Source organism: Catellicoccus marimammalium M35/04/3, from assembly GCF_000313915.1.
GTDB lineage: Bacteria > Bacillota > Bacilli > Lactobacillales > Catellicoccaceae > Catellicoccus > Catellicoccus marimammalium.
Genome location: NZ_AMYT01000017.1, coordinates 100029 through 115259, shown reverse-complemented (window position 1 = coordinate 115259; position 15231 = coordinate 100029). Strand labels below are relative to the sequence as shown.

The window sequence follows — 15231 nt, the reverse complement described above, 5'->3', positions numbered from 1 at the left end:
CTTTCTAGATTTCATTCCAACCTCTCCCTACAAAAAAAGGAGAGGTTTTTTATTAAAACTAAGGTGGATTTTAAGATTTTCTTGTGGTAGTATACCTTGAGAAAGGGGTCTTAAAATGAAGAATACAAAAAATATAATGATGAGTATTTTAATGGGAGGAGTAGCTTTATCTTGCTTTTCAACTGCAGAAGCTAGTAGCAATTCTTTAGTGACAGTTACAAAAGATCAAGCAGTCTGCTACACAAATCAAAAATTAACCAAAAAGGTAAAACTGAAAAAAGAAAAAGTTTATCAACTAGTAGGGAACAAGAAACTAAAAGGACAATCTTACTACCTAATTTCTGAAGGAAACTTTAAAGGTTATATTCTACCTACTCAAGTAACCACATTAAAAGCGCAAAAAGAAAATCAATTTGTGGTTGCCTCTAAAAATACAACGAGTTGGAAAGATTTAAACCAAACAAATAAAAAATTAACAATTAAAAAAGATAGCATCTATAAAGTGAAATATGCTTATCGATTAGGAAATGGACAAGTTTATTACTCTATATATCAAAACGATGCTAAAGAGAATATGAAATGGAAAGGATATATTGCTTCTAAAGATATTCATTTATTAAAAAAAGAAAAAGTATCAGTAGAAAAAGAGTATCAAAAAGCAGCCGATTATCCGATTTATGTAGCAGTTAACAAGGCACAATGTAATAATGACCTATACGGAAATCACAAAAATCAGACTTTGAAAAAAGATCAAACTGTTTTTGTTCGTTGCATTTACCGTGTAAATCAACAAAAATCTTATTATTCTGTTTCTGATGAAAATCATTGGCTAGGGTATGTACAAGGAAAAGATTTATCTAGTAAAATTTCTTCAAAACAGAAAAAAGAATTAGAAAAATTGGTTCATGATTATCAAGAAATTTCTAGTAAAATTCCAGCGGAGAGCTTGAATAAAAAAGACACAAAACAAGTGATTTCTTTTGTTCATAGCACGCAAAAAGTGTTGAAAGATAAACACGCTTCAGCAACTGCAGGATATTATTGGAATTTTACATTGGGAAATGCTTTAAATCAATGGAGATTAAATACCTCTGGTGATGAAAATATGATCCAATACGCAAAAAAATATGTTGAATCAGCTCCAGAATCACGAAAAGAGCAAGTGAAAGAAGCAATCAAAAAGGCAGAGGTTGCATTGAAACAATATGCAACAGTACCGCATTATAAAGAGTATCAAAAAGCGATGCAGGCATTATCTTTCCAAATTCAATAATTTTTGTACTTTCTAAATTTTATTCCAACTTCTCCCTACAAAATAGGGAGGGGTTTTTACTCAAAACAATTGTGTATTCTTTAGCAAAGTCTTACAATAAGGATGAATATAGAAGTGGAGGGAACAATGATGGCTACATTATTAGTCATTTTAGCAGTCTTTGGTATCGGATCAATCATCATCCATTTTTTCTCTTTTATGATTGCTGGATTTTGGAACATTTTGCAATTGATTGCTGAGGGACTGGTTTGGTTATGTACGATTGGTGGATTAGTAATCTATGGACTTTATAAACTCATTTCCTATTTCGTTCGAAAAATATGGCATGCTTTATAAAAAGATACACCTTTGTTTTTTCTTATAAAATAAGTCTTTTTGTTGTAATTCAAAAGGAAAATTAGGCATAAATAGGAAGAAATTTCTAAAAAAGTGTTAAAATCGACGAAAAAACCGAAAAAAACAAGAAAAATGTTGATTTTATAGTATTTTTTTATTGATAGAATGAAAAGACTTTGATATATTATCTGTAGATAAATACTGAATATTCAGTATTTTAAAGATTTTTATAATGGAGGGTCATTCAAATGGCTAACAAAGCAGAATTAATCGATAGCGTTGTTGAAAAAACAGGCTTAACTAAAAAAGATGCGACTGAAGCAGTAGACGCTGTATTCTCTTCAATCGAAGAAACTTTAGCAGCAGGCGATAGCGTACGCTTAATTGGATTTGGTACATTTGCCTTAAGTCAACGTTCAGCTCGTAAAGGACGTAATCCACAAACAGGTGAACCAATGGATATTGCTGCAGCAGTAACTCCTAAATTTAAAGCTGGTAAAGCTTTGAAAGATGCAGTAAAAGACGTTCAATTATAAGAGTTATTATGATCATAATGAAGCATAGGAGGTTCCTATGCTTCTTTTGTATTTTACCTCCATTTATTGAGTAAGAAAGGAATTGTAGATATAGATATGACACATAGTGAAAAAGTAGTTCAAGCCATGGAAGATGGCAACATGACTGTATTAGAAGAAGAAATCAAACAAGCGATTTCAGAAGATCCTATCGAATATTTATACGCCTTACAAGAAGTTTTATACCAAGAAGGATATATTGAAGCAGCACAAAAAGTGATTACTGCTATTTTGGAAAAAGAGCCAAGTTTTGACGAATTAAAAGTCACATTGGCAGAAATTGCGATTGAAGAAGATCAATTAGAAGAAGCTTTTGAATTATTAGATTCTATTCCAGAAGATAGTGATGCCTATGTACCTGCTTTACTTTTATTTGCGGATTTATATCAAATGATTGGCTTTAGTGAAGTTAGTGCGCAAAAATTATTATTAGCAAAAGAAAAAAGCGATGATGTGTTAATCGATATTGCTTTAGGAGAATTTTATTTCCATGAGCAACAATATAAAGAAGCTTATCGTTACTATTTAGAAGCACTAGAGAAAAATCAAGATGATCCACATATTGCAGGAATTTCTCTGTGGTCTCGTATTGGGGAATGTAACTTAGAAATGGACCGAGCAGAAGTGGCGATTCCTTATTTAGTCAAAGCGGTAAAAGACCAACCCGAATGGTATACTGTAGAATTATTAGCTTCCGCCTATGTAGCGATTAATGAAAATGAAAAAGCGTTACGTTGTTTACAATATTTAGAAGAGCAAGATGGTTTAAGTGCCGCGTCTTCTTTCTTATATGCACAACTATTATTGAAAGAACAACGTTTAGAAGAAGCAAAAGCAATGGCAGAAAAAAGCTTAGAATATGATCCATTGAAGAGTAGCACTTATCATTTAGCTGCAGATATTGCTTATCGTCTAAATGAACCAAAAGAAGCAGAAGAGCTACTATTAAAAGCAATGGAAGTAAGTGAGTATGAAAATACCGATACGACAGCTCTTGCTTTAGCTACTTTATACGTTAAAGAAGGACGTTCTGATGAAGCATTAGATGTGTTACAACGTTTATCAGAAGTCGATGGTTATGCTCATTGGTTGTTTGCACAAGCTTATCGTGAAGAAGAAGAATATGAAAAAGCGATGGAACACTATGAAAAAGCCAAAGAAGAAATGGGGCATGACCCTGAATTTTTAAAAGATTATGGTTTCATGTTACAAGAAGAAGGACGTTTAGAAGAAGCGATTCATTATTTAGAGCATTATTTAGAACATGAACCAACAGACTTTGAAGTCGAAGATTGGTTAGAAGCGAACCGATTAGAAAATTAAAACGAAAAGAGGGATCTCGATGAAAACGATCAACGAAATGCAACAAGAAGTCGATCAATATATTCAACAGTTTAAAACGGGGTATTTCTCACCGTTAGCACAAATGGCACGAATTACTGAAGAAGTCGGCGAGTTAGCGAGAGAAGTCAACCACAGTTATGGGGAAAAGCAAAAGAAAAAAGAAGAGCCAGAAAATAGTGTCGAACAAGAATTGGCCGATGTTTTTATTACCTTAATTATGCTAGCGAATAGCTTAGAGATTGATTTAACCGAAGCATTCAATCAAAGTATGCAAAAATTCCAAGTTCGCGATCGTTATCGTTTTGAACGTCGAGATGGAAAAACAGACCCAAAGGAAGGAGATTCATCATGCAAGTAACTCAATTACCAGAAGAATTTATTGCGGCGCTTCCTGTTATGGAGCGTTTAGAAGAACACGGCTATGAAGCTTATTTTGTTGGAGGTTCTGTCCGTGATATTATGATGGATCATCCGATTCATGATGTGGATATTGCAAGTTCTGCTTATCCAGAAGAGGTACAAGCAATTTTCCCACAAACCATTGATTTAGGGATTGAACATGGAACCGTTCTTGTTTTATTTAATGAAGAGCATTATGAAATTACAACGTTCCGTACAGAAAGTGAGTATCAAGATTATCGTCGTCCAGACCATGTGACTTTTGTTCGCTCATTAAGTGAAGATTTGAAACGTCGTGATTTCCGAATGAATGCGTTAGCGATGAATCGAAATGGTGAAGTGATTGATTTATTCGATGGCCTAGAAGATATTAAAAATCATCGTATTTGTGCTGTGGGTGAGGCAACGGAGCGTTTCCACGAAGATGCTTTACGCATGATGCGTGCGGTTCGTTTTGCCAGTCAATTAGACTTTACCATTGAAGAAAAAACATATGCTGCGATTCAAGAACACCATTGTTTATTAGAAAAAATTTCAGTTGAGCGAATTCAAGTAGAATGGTTGAAATTAATGGCTGGAGTCGCTCCTAAAAAAGGTTTGCGTCCATTTATTGATACCTTATGTTATGAAAGTTGTCCTGCTCTGAAAGAGCAAAAAGAAGCAGTAGAACAACTTTATACTGTTGTAAATGGTCCGTTAACTGAAGAAGAAACTTGGTTGACCTTAGCTCATTTTGCTCAATGGTCAGAAAAAGAAACATCAAAAGTACTTCGCGCTTGGAAATGCTCGAATGCGGTACGTCAAAAAGTATGTCACACATTGCCTTATTTAGAATTACGTTTAGAACGAGCATTAACTTCTTGGGAATTATACCAATTGGGAGCAGAAAATTTAGAATTATTATTATCTGTCTATCATTTATTACAACCAGAAGAAGAAACTACAGAAAAAGAACGCTATGAACAATTGGCCATTCACCAAATTGCAGATTTAGCAGTAGATGGGAAATTGTTGATGCAAGAATTAGGAGAAAAACCAGGTCCTTGGTTAGGAAAAGTCCTTCATTTCTTACAACAACAAGTGGTCAATACGAATGTAGAAAATACAAAAGAAGCGTTACTTGCCGCAACAAAACAATGGTTAGAGGAACAATAATATGAAAGAATTTAAAGCAGAACAATTAACAAAAACTTATGGTGAAAAACAACTGTTTAAAAATATTGCGTTTTCTATCCAAGAAGGCGATAAGATTGGATTAATTGGAATCAATGGTACAGGGAAAAGTAGCTTAATGCGCATTTTAGCTCAACAAGGAACTAACCCTTATGTGGAAGAAGAGCCATTTGAAGGGGAGTTTACTTATCCTCATGATTACAGTGTGGCGTATTTACCACAAGAGACAAAATTAGATCCAGAAAAAACAGTGTTAGAAGTTGTCTTCAAAGGGGAAGCACCGATTATGCGTGCGGTGCGTCAATATGAAGAAGCTTTATTAGCAATGGAAGAAAAAGGCTATGATGAAGCGTGTCAAGCACAGTTTGAAAAAGCAGAAAATCGTATGAATGAAACGGATGCTTGGTTAGCAGAAACGAATGCGAAAATTATCTTACAACAGTTAGGAATTTCTGATTTACAACAAAAATGTGGTACGTTATCTGGAGGACAACAAAAACGTGTTGGCTTAGCTCAAGTATTGATTGCTCAACCTGATTTATTATTACTTGACGAACCAACTAACCACCTAGATTATCGTAGTATTTGTTGGTTAGAAAAATACTTACAACAATACAAAGGAGCACTTTTAGTCATTACCCATGACCGTTATTTCTTAGATCAAGTAACGAACCGAATTTTTGAATTAGACCATGGAATCATCTATGAATATCAAGGAAACTACCAAAGTTATTTAGAAGGAAAAGCGTTACGTTTAGAACAAGAAAAAGTGCAACAGCATAAGCAACAACGCCTATATAAACAAGAATTAGCTTGGATGCGTAAAGGGGTTGAAGCTCGTCGAACAAAACAAGAAGCACGTAAGAAACGTTTCTATGATTTAAAAGAAGCGATGAAATCGAATCAAAAAGAAGAAGCAGACTGGAACATTGATCTGGCAACTACTCGTCTTGGGAAAAAGGTATTAGCGATTGAAGAAGGTTCATTAGCTTTTGGCGACCATGTTCTTTTTACACATTTAAATCTTTTAATCCAAAATCATGAACGATTAGGGATTACAGGGGATAACGGAACAGGGAAAACTTCATTGTTAAATGTTTTAGCTGGGCGTTTACCACTAACGAGTGGCGTTTATGAAATTGGAGAAACGGTAAAAATCGCTTACTACACACAACAAAATGAAGGAATGGAAGATAATAAGCGTGTCATCCAATTTTTACAAGAAGTCGCAGAAGAAACAAGAACAAAAGATCAATCAATTGTCAGTGTGACAGAAATGCTAGAGCGTTTCTTATTCCCACGTTCTATGCACGGAACGTTAGTTGGAAAACTTTCTGGTGGAGAAAAACGTCGTCTGTATCTATTGAAATTATTAATTCAACAGCCAAATGTTCTTTTATTAGATGAACCAACCAATGACTTAGATATCGATACTTTGACTATCTTAGAAGACTATTTGAGTACTTTTCCAGGAGCAGTTATCACTGTGAGTCATGATCGTTACTTCTTAGATAAAGTAGCAGAACGTCTATTACTTTTTGAAAAAGGGGAAGACTTATCTTTATACTATGGTTCAGCTTCAGAATACTTTGCAGAGAAAGAACAATCTTTCCGTAAAACAACAAAGAAAGAAGAAAAACCAAAAGAACCAAAAGTAGAAGAAAAACCAGAAAAAGTAGAAAAGAAAAAACTAACGTATATGGAACAAAAAGAGTGGGAAACCATAGAAGAAGACATTGAACAGTTGGAAACTTCTATTTCTGAGATTGAAGATGAAATGAGTCAAAATACGACGGCAGATTTTGTTTATCTTGGAGAATTGCAACAAAAATTAGATGAGACCAACCAAGCGTTAGAAGAAAAATTGGAACGTTGGGAATATCTTTCTCAATATGTATAATCTATATTGACAACAATTGAGATCGTGATATAATACAAGAAAAAATTAATTGTATAAAGATGTAATAAGGTCATCAGTCTCTACCCATTACCGTAAATAATGGACTACAATTATTATGAAATTAATTTTTCTTTTTCATGATAAATTCGTACAAGAGCGTACCTTATTAAGGTATGCTCTTTTTTTGATGACAACATCGAAAGGAGATTATATGTTTGAAAAACTATTCAAATTAAGAGAGAATCATACCTCTGTGAAAAGGGAAGTCATCGCGGGAATTACCACCTTTCTTTCTGCAGGCTATATCTTAGCGGTGATTCCTAACATTCTTTCTCAAGCAGGGATGAATCGAACTTCGGTGGTTGTAACGACTGCGATTGTTTCAGCCTTATGTTCTTTTGCGATGGGATTCTTTGCAAATTATCCAATCACATTAGGGCCAGGAATTGGTACTGCTGCTTTATTTGCTTTTACTGTAGTGCCTCAATTAGGCAGTTGGCAAGCAGGACTAGCAGCTGTCTTTTTATCTGGTATTTTATTCTTTATTATTTCTTTGACTGGACTGCGTAAAATCATCATTGATGCAATTCCTGAACCGTTAAAATATGCGATTGGAATTGGAATTGGCTTTTTCATCATGTTCATCGGATTAAAAAATTCAAATATCATCGTAGCTGATCCAAATAATTTTGTAAAACTAGGGAATTTCACAAAACCAACAGTATTATTAGCTTTGATTGGAATTTTAATTACTATTGCTTTATTAGCTCGTGGTGTTCCTTTAGCTATCTTTTGGGGAATGATTGCAACGATTATCATAGGACTTTGCATGGGAGCGATGGGATTTTCTGGTATGCCTTCTTTTCCAAGTCATTTTGGCGTAGATTTTCGTTTAGATGAAATGGGTGGATTTATCCAAGGATTACCTGATTTATTCCATTCGATTCCTAATTTGATTTTAGTTTTATTTTCTTTTTTATTTATTGACTTTTTTGATACAACAGGAACATTACTAACCGTCAATCAACGTTTGAAAGTTGCGAATCCTAATTTAGGAGAAGAAAATATGCATAAGGCATTATTAGTAGATTCAGCAGCGAATATTTTTGGGAGTACAATAGGCGTTAGTAGTATGGCAACCTTGATTGAAAGTACAAGTGGAATTGAAGTAGGGGGACGTACTGGTCTAACTTCTATTGTTTCTGGATTATTATTTGGGCTATCTTTATATATTGCGCCATTTATTAATAGTCTAGTTACTCCTGCGGTAACAGCACCCGCACTAGTAGCTGTGGGGATTTTGATGAGTCAAGATTTAATTCGTATTCAATGGGATCATATTTTATATGCGGCTTGTTGTTTATTAACGATTTTGACGATGGTACTAAGTTTCTCTATTAGTAATGGAATTGCAGTAGGGTTTATTACTTATAGTTTTGTCGCTCTTGTTGTTGGAGATGGGAAAAAAGTCCATCCAATGATTTGGATTTTAGATGTTATTTTCATCTTGAACTTTTACTTAATGAACTTATAAAAAGAGGACCTTTTTAGGTCTTCTTCTTTTTTTCTACTGAAATTTGCGTTAGGATAATAGAAGAAAAGAAAGGAAGAGTTTATGACATCAACATTATGGAATCATTTAAAAACAATTACTCATCACCGACATTTAGTAATGAAAAATTGTTTCCGCTGTGGTTTATATAAAAGAGGTTTATTACATGATTTATCCAAATATTCGCCTCAAGAATTATACGTTCATCGTTATTGGACAGGAACTCATTCGCCAATTCATCAAGATAAGGTGGAACATGGAGGATGTTCAAAAGCATGGCTTCATCATAAAGGACATAATGCCCATCATTTAGAATATTGGTTAGATAATAGTAAAGAAGGAACTATTGCACAGCCGATGACAGATGAATATCTAGTGGAATTACTATGTGATCGCATTGGTGCTAGCAAAAATTATCTAAAAGACAAATACACGGACGCTTCGCCTTATGAATACAACGAGAAAACAAAACATACGATATTAACCCATCTCAAAACTGCACAACAAATTCATGATGCTTTATACTATTTAAAAGAAGTAGGGGAAGACCAATTCTTTAAAACTGTTCGAGAAGAATTAAAACGAAAGAAAAAGATTAAAAAATAGAGAAGTGAATTCACTTCTCTATTTTTTAATACTATAAATTATTTATTTTTTTAAATTTTTGTGAAAAAATACTAAAAATAAATAATTGACAATTATATTAAATATGTATTATTCTATTATTCGTATTTTATTTATTTTTATTAAAGAGGGGTTTTTATGTTTAAGAAAATATTATTGTTTTCTACAATATTATCTACAATAGGAATTAGTAATATTAGCATAGTTAATGCTAAAGAAAATCAAAGTACAATAGTAAATGATTGTAGTATTAATTTTAATAGCGAATGGTCTAAAGCTAAAAAAGAGGGATATACTAAGGAACAATTTAATAACATTATGTCTATTCCTAAACAACCTATTATTAATAGTCATAATTTAATGGAAAAGAGAGAAATGTTGAGTCCACAACAATCATCCGTTCTTAATACTGCTAAAAAATATTTAGGGGTTCCTTATGTTTGGGGAGGAACTAGTCCTTCTGGATTTGACTGTTCTGGACTTGTACAATATGTATATAAAGAAGCTATTAATTTATCTCTTCCTCGTGTTACAACAGAGCAAGAGAAGTGTGGTAAAGATGTTTCTTTAAATAATTTAAAAGTTGGAGATTTATTATTTTGGGGTGACAAGAACAATACATATCATGTAGCTATTTATGTTGGAAATGGACAATATATACATGCTCCACAACCAGGAGAAACTGTCAAATATGGAGAAATAAAATATTGGAAACCAGATTTTGCCAGACGTGTATTACCAGAATCTTCTTTAAGCCCAATACGTTGCGATAATTTTATGACAATTATTAGTAATAATACTGATTGTTATACAGATAAAACTTTAACTAAAGTAAAACAAAGTAGTAAAAATCTATATCAAAAGACATTACATGCTACCAATTATATAATAAATAATGATGGTAAAAAATATTATGAATTATATAATAATAAAAAAGAATTTCAGGGATATTTATGCGAAAGTGCATTAAAAATAAGCGACTATGGATCAGCAGGCAGTTTTATTTCAGATGATTATTATATTAAAATTCATCCAAAAGGAAATAATGCTAAGATTTGGAAAGATTTAGAATTAAAGAATTCTATTGGTACAGCTCAAGATCACGTTAATGAAATTTATCATGTAAAAGGACATTATAATAATTTTAATGGATATACTTATTTAAGTTTATATGATTCAAATGATAAATGGTTTGGATATGTTAATCGCCTGGATTGTTTAGAGGTTTCTAGTGTCTTAAATGATCATCATTCATATAAGAAATATGGAACCATTATAAATACAGGATTTAATATATACAAAGATACTATGCTAAAAAAAGCTATTTCTAGTACGAATAAATATTTAAATAAGACAGTATACATTCGTGGATACTATGATGCTTATGACAATCATAGATATATGAGTATATTTGAAGAAGATAAATCTGATCTTGATGATGGATTAAAATGGATTGGATATGTGGATTCAGATGCTTTAAAATTATCTGATCTTGAAGGTGATTCAAAAGAAGGAGTACCATTTAAACAAAAACCAAATACCTTAGTATCAGTTCAAAAAGATAATATAGCAATTTGGAAAGATTTAAATTTCACTCAACAATTAGGAGTGATAGAAAAAAATCATTGGTATGAAATTAAAAATAAATATCACCATTTTAATAATGATTGGTATGCTTCGATATATGATGTTAATCGTCAAAATGGAGAAAGAACTTTCATTGGGTATGCAAATATGGATGCATTAAAAATTGAGGAATATAATTTTGGAGAATATCATCCATTGAAAAAGATGGTTATAGTGGCAAAAAAAGATACTAAATATGGTTTATATACTCATCAATCATTGAGTGCAGATTGTATGATTAATAATTCTTTAAATATGGCTGGAAACACATACTACGCTCAAGGATATTATGATCGAATTCCTACAGAAGATAATAAAAAAGGTGGTCGTTTTTACTCTATAAGAGAATCTAAAGACGGAAAATGGTTAGGATATATGAGATCAACGGCATTTGAGCCTATTAAGTAATAGTTAAATAAAAAAAAGCGAACTCCAAAGAGTCCGCTTTTTTTTATTTGTCTAATAATCCATGTTCTTTAGCCCATTCCGTTTGAATTTCTGCTGTTTCTACTTGGATGACTGGGTCCCCACCACCATTATTGATGATTTCTTGACGTTGTCCTTCGGTAAGAACGTTCCCATCTTGATCATAAATTTTCTGTCCTTTAGAGGTTAACGCTGGACGATTATTTTTTTCTCTAATTTCTTTAGCAATTTTATTATGGTCAAGTGAAGCACATGATTCTGGACCTATTTCAGGAATAGTAGCTGCAGCAGAAATTCCTTCACCACTTTGACTTTGAGTTGTGTTTTCTGTTGGCGTCGAAGTAGAAGTAGCGATAGTTTGTTGTTGTAACTGTTTTTGACGATTACTTTCCTTCTTCGACGCTAATACTTTTTTTAATCGTTCGATTTCCTCTTTTTGTTTTTTATTTTCTTTCTTTAGTTTGTCCACATCAGCAGCACTTTTTTTATTTTTATCCTCTGCACTTTGCTTTTCTTTTTTTAATGTTTCCACTTCTTTACTTTGACTATCAATGGTGGACTGCAATTCTTTTTCTTTTGTTCCACAAGCGGATAAAGTTAATAATAAGCTTAACGAACAAAAGCTAACGAGTAATTTCTTCATAATATTCTCCTTGTGAAATGTTTATAATGTTATTTTATCACAAAATAGAAAAATAAAAATAAGTTATAAATATAGAATTAAAATATTTCTATTTGCTTTTCAAATCAAAATCAATTTAGAAATAAATCTTTTAGAAATTTGGTTTTAATTCTAATTATGAAATATAGTTAATGATATATTTTTAAGTTTTTATTTAGGAAGATTCATTTTTTATCATTTTATTATTGCTTTTGTTTCTTTCATGATAAGATAACAAAAAAAGGAGGAAACAATGAAAGAAAAAGGATTTTTACAAACCCCAACATTTAAAATTATTGCATTTACAATTGCTTATCTTTGTTTAGGCTATACACTTGCTCCATTATCGAGCCAATTTTATCAACAAACCTTCCATTGTTCGATGATGGATGCAGAAATGTTCCGCCAGTATGGATTCTTTGGTTTCCATTTTCTATGTTTGATTTTGGGAATTCTTATTTTTAGAAAAACACTGAAATTAGATATGACTCGCTTCAAAGAAAAAATTTGGAGCAATATGGGGAAAATCGTACTTACTTTCATTTTAATGTTAGTTGGTTCTATGGTTTTCTCATTCATTCAAAGTGATAATCAAGCAGCGGTAGATTCTTTAGCTAAAGTAGGTAGTCCTTTATCTAACTTCTTATTTATGATTACGGTTGGAATTATTGGACCGATGAACGAAGAATTATTATTCCGTGAAGTGATTATTGGTCAATTAGGTACAAAATTACCAAAATGGATTCTGGTCATCGCTTCTTCTATTCTATTTGGCTTGATTCATATCACTTCTCTTGATCAATTACCACAAGCCTTACCATATATTTGGAACGGATTAATGTTGAGTTTATTATATGTTCGTAGTAAAGATAATGTCCTATTATCTTCAGGAGCACATATGTTAAATAATATTGTTGGTATGCTCGTATAAAAATATTTATTGTGTATGATACAATCCCCGAAAGATTTCTTTTGGGGATATTTTTATGTTTTCTTCTTATTCTTTTGTGAAGCAAGTTACATTTAGTAAAGGAAAAGAAGCTTATAATGAAAGAGGAGTTAAGATTAAAAGGGGAGAAAAAGATGAAAAAAGGATATTTATTAGCATTAAGTAGCCTTTGCTTATGTGGAGGAATCCTTGCGACAACTGGATCAGCAGATGCCGCTGTAAAATGGGGAAACTATCATAAAGATGGACATTATGTAACCATCATGAAAAAAGGATATGGCTTCTACAAAGATAAAGACTTCAAGAAAAAAGCGACTACAAGTGATAAATTATATCATAAGACATATCTAGCTAAAGGATATTATAATTTATCAGATGGTCGTCGTTACATGAGCTTATATGATCATAATAAAAAATGGGTAGGATATGTTCGCTCTTCCGCAGTAAAAACAGCGAAAACTGCAGGAGGAATTGCGTTTAACACGGATAAAAAAGTAAAAGTCACAAAAAAAGACTATCGTATTTGGAAAGATTTAAATTTCAAAGAGAAAAAAGGTACAACAAATAGCTATTATAAAAAAACATTATATGTAAAACCACATTATAATCATTTCAATCAAAATGTTTATTATTCTTTATATACAAAAGAAAATGGCAAATGGATTGGTTATGTCAATAAAAATGCCGTTTCTGCAGTGAAAACTTCAAAACCATCAAAACCTGCAAATCCACAAGATTCATTAAGTGCGAATGAAGTGAATAAACAATTCCAACAAACAATTACAAATAGCGGTTGGAAAGGTCAATGGGTATCAAATAATGAGGATTACTTTGCTACTATGGATGCATTTGAAGGTGATGCAACTTCTGTTACTTGGAAAGGTGACAAAAACCCTAATCAAACATTAGGACAAGGGTCTGGAAATGCAACGATAAAAGAAAATGGTATGAATAAATTAAATAAATATAAATATGGTTACTCTCATACAATAACAATAAAAGGAGAAACTGATTCTCAATCTAACACAGAATATTACTTCTGGAACTAGAAAAATTTTTGAGTATTTAAGAAATTTGAGTATTGAAGCAAAATAACTAGGAATATAAGGAAAAGAAAAAGCGAACTCTTAGAAGTTCGCTTTTTGTTTTATATGCTTATTGTATTATAAAATGAAATACTTAATATAAAAAATGAATTAACTTACACTCTAAAAAATGTAAAGAAATGGTAGGCACATAAAGCTTTTATGGCAAGTTTTTTAGACACATCTCCAGATCTAACCATACCATGAAGAAATAAGTTTCTACATAAGGGAATCTCTCCTAAAATATTTAACTGACATATGAACTTTCCTTTATCAAATCCATGATAAAGTTGAGCAGGCGAAGCAGCATCAAAAAATAATTCTAGAAGCATTAATGTTTCCTCATCAAATGAATTATTCTTCTTTTGTTTTAATTCTTGAATTTTATTCATATATTCTTCTTTTTGTCCAATTGTGAAACTTTTATATTCAGCTCTTTCCTTTCTATTTTTAGAGAGATAATCATTAATGTTAGGTAATTAATGTTAGGTAATGATTTATTTTCTAAATAATTGATAAAATTTGTCAAAATAGATTCTATTTTATGTAGACATAAAATCACGATTTCAATATAGCGTTTTTGTACGTAAAGATCATATAGATATAAGTCGTTATTTGAAAATAAATCAATAAAGTTTCCTTTCGTATCTAATGTATTTTTAAATAAATTGTATAGTGATATATCTAATATTGATAAGGTATAATTATTGATATTCTTAGAGTTAAGTTGTGATAGCAGTTTAAAAATAGTATCATCAAATAATTTGAATGGCAAACTCCATATATGGACATACCAATCTATTTTATATAAGTTATAAGAAATAATTTTAAAATTATCACATACATATTTCACATTTTTTATATGTTCAGATTCGCTTAATGATGTAATAGCATCTTTAAAGATATTCTGTATATTTGTTTGCATTAACAAAATTTCATCAAGAATACAGCTATTGTTATTGATAAATAATTCTGAGTTTAAAGCGAATTTATTTAGATTATTATTTTTGGAAATTATTGCAGAATATGATTTCATATTAGGGGTTAATTTTTTGTAAGTATAGAGGAATGGTTTATTTATATTCTTCAAAAAATTTTCGACATAAATTTCTCCTTCCATAGTTTTTTGTTATTATATCATATAAATAACAAACTTTAGATTTCAATCTTTATCTAGGTATATATTTTTTTGCATATTTTCTAATATTATCAATAGATAAGGTTTTCATTTTTTATTTGTTTTATCTATTTTATATAGATTCACCAAATTAACAAAATCTGTAAAAGTATTTGTATTAATTTCAACAT

At 31.4% G+C, this 15231-nt stretch carries 15 protein-coding genes and 1 riboswitch; of the genes, 12 read left to right on the top strand and 3 right to left on the bottom strand.

The features are described 5' to 3' along the window. The first annotated feature begins 115 nt into the window (after positions 1-115). The 10 genes from C683_RS03325 to C683_RS06355 all read left to right on the top strand — a co-directional run bounded on the left by C683_RS03325 (position 116) and on the right by C683_RS06355 (position 11210). Positions 116-1273, top strand: coding sequence for a hypothetical protein (locus tag C683_RS03325; protein ID WP_040388641.1), 1158 nt, complete (start codon positions 116-118; stop codon positions 1271-1273). A 129-nt stretch (positions 1274-1402) separates the two neighbouring features. Then, entirely contained in the window at positions 1403-1609 is a 207-nt protein-coding gene (locus C683_RS03320) for a hypothetical protein (RefSeq protein WP_040388640.1), read from the top strand. A gap of 248 nt (positions 1610-1857) precedes the next feature. Continuing rightward, on the top strand, positions 1858-2145 hold the full coding sequence (locus C683_RS03315) for an HU family DNA-binding protein (protein WP_009489981.1): 288 nt from the start codon (positions 1858-1860) through the stop codon (positions 2143-2145). A 96-nt stretch (positions 2146-2241) separates the two neighbouring features. Further along, positions 2242-3507 carry a tetratricopeptide repeat protein gene (locus C683_RS03310; RefSeq protein WP_009489978.1) on the top strand — a complete coding sequence of 422 codons (1266 nt, stop codon included), beginning with the start codon at positions 2242-2244 and terminating at the stop codon, positions 3505-3507. 19 nt (positions 3508-3526) lie between these two features. After that, entirely contained in the window at positions 3527-3886 is a 360-nt protein-coding gene (locus C683_RS03305) for a nucleotide pyrophosphohydrolase (protein WP_009489976.1), read from the top strand. Next, positions 3877-5082 carry a CCA tRNA nucleotidyltransferase gene (locus C683_RS03300; RefSeq protein ID WP_009489974.1) on the top strand — a complete coding sequence of 402 codons (1206 nt, stop codon included), beginning with the start codon at positions 3877-3879 and terminating at the stop codon, positions 5080-5082. Before C683_RS03305 ends, C683_RS03300 begins: the two co-directional genes overlap by 10 nt. Before the next feature lies 1 nt (position 5083). Beyond that, positions 5084-7000 carry an ABC-F family ATP-binding cassette domain-containing protein gene (locus C683_RS03295; RefSeq protein WP_009489971.1) on the top strand — a complete coding sequence of 639 codons (1917 nt, stop codon included), beginning with the start codon at positions 5084-5086 and terminating at the stop codon, positions 6998-7000. Between the two features lie 29 nt (positions 7001-7029). Next, positions 7030-7127: riboswitch (purine riboswitch) on the top strand. 84 nt (positions 7128-7211) lie between these two features. Next, on the top strand, positions 7212-8534 hold the full coding sequence (locus tag C683_RS03290; protein WP_009489969.1) for an NCS2 family permease: 1323 nt from the start codon (positions 7212-7214) through the stop codon (positions 8532-8534). 81 nt (positions 8535-8615) lie between these two features. Continuing rightward, a complete protein-coding gene (locus tag C683_RS03285) occupies positions 8616-9158 on the top strand; it encodes a DUF5662 family protein (protein WP_009489967.1) in 543 nt (180 codons plus the stop codon). A 156-nt stretch (positions 9159-9314) separates the two neighbouring features. Then, positions 9315-11210, top strand: coding sequence for a C40 family peptidase (locus C683_RS06355; protein ID WP_009489965.1), 1896 nt, complete (start codon positions 9315-9317; stop codon positions 11208-11210). A gap of 43 nt (positions 11211-11253) precedes the next feature. On the opposite strand, the gene C683_RS03275 is transcribed toward C683_RS06355, so the two are convergent. Then, positions 11254-11871 (bottom strand): hypothetical protein, encoded by a 618-nt coding sequence (locus tag C683_RS03275; protein ID WP_009489963.1) that lies wholly within the window; start codon positions 11869-11871, stop codon positions 11254-11256. A gap of 271 nt (positions 11872-12142) precedes the next feature. On the opposite strand from C683_RS03275, the gene C683_RS03270 reads away from it, so the two are divergent. Next, a complete protein-coding gene (locus C683_RS03270; RefSeq protein WP_009489961.1) occupies positions 12143-12820 on the top strand; it encodes a CPBP family intramembrane glutamic endopeptidase in 678 nt (225 codons plus the stop codon). Positions 12821-12972: 152 nt separating this feature from the next. Continuing rightward, positions 12973-13887, top strand: coding sequence for a hypothetical protein (locus C683_RS03265; protein ID WP_040388638.1), 915 nt, complete (start codon positions 12973-12975; stop codon positions 13885-13887). A gap of 152 nt (positions 13888-14039) precedes the next feature. Here the strand turns inward: C683_RS03265 and C683_RS03260 are convergent, their stop codons facing one another. Continuing rightward, complete coding sequence (locus C683_RS03260) at positions 14040-14315, bottom strand: hypothetical protein (RefSeq protein ID WP_040388637.1); 276 nt, start codon at positions 14313-14315, stop codon at positions 14040-14042. Beyond that, positions 14312-15043: a hypothetical protein gene (locus C683_RS03255; RefSeq protein ID WP_009489957.1), complete on the bottom strand. Its 732-nt coding sequence runs from the start codon at positions 15041-15043 to the stop codon at positions 14312-14314. Before C683_RS03255 ends, C683_RS03260 begins: the two co-directional genes overlap by 4 nt. Positions 15044-15231: the final 188 nt, after the last annotated feature.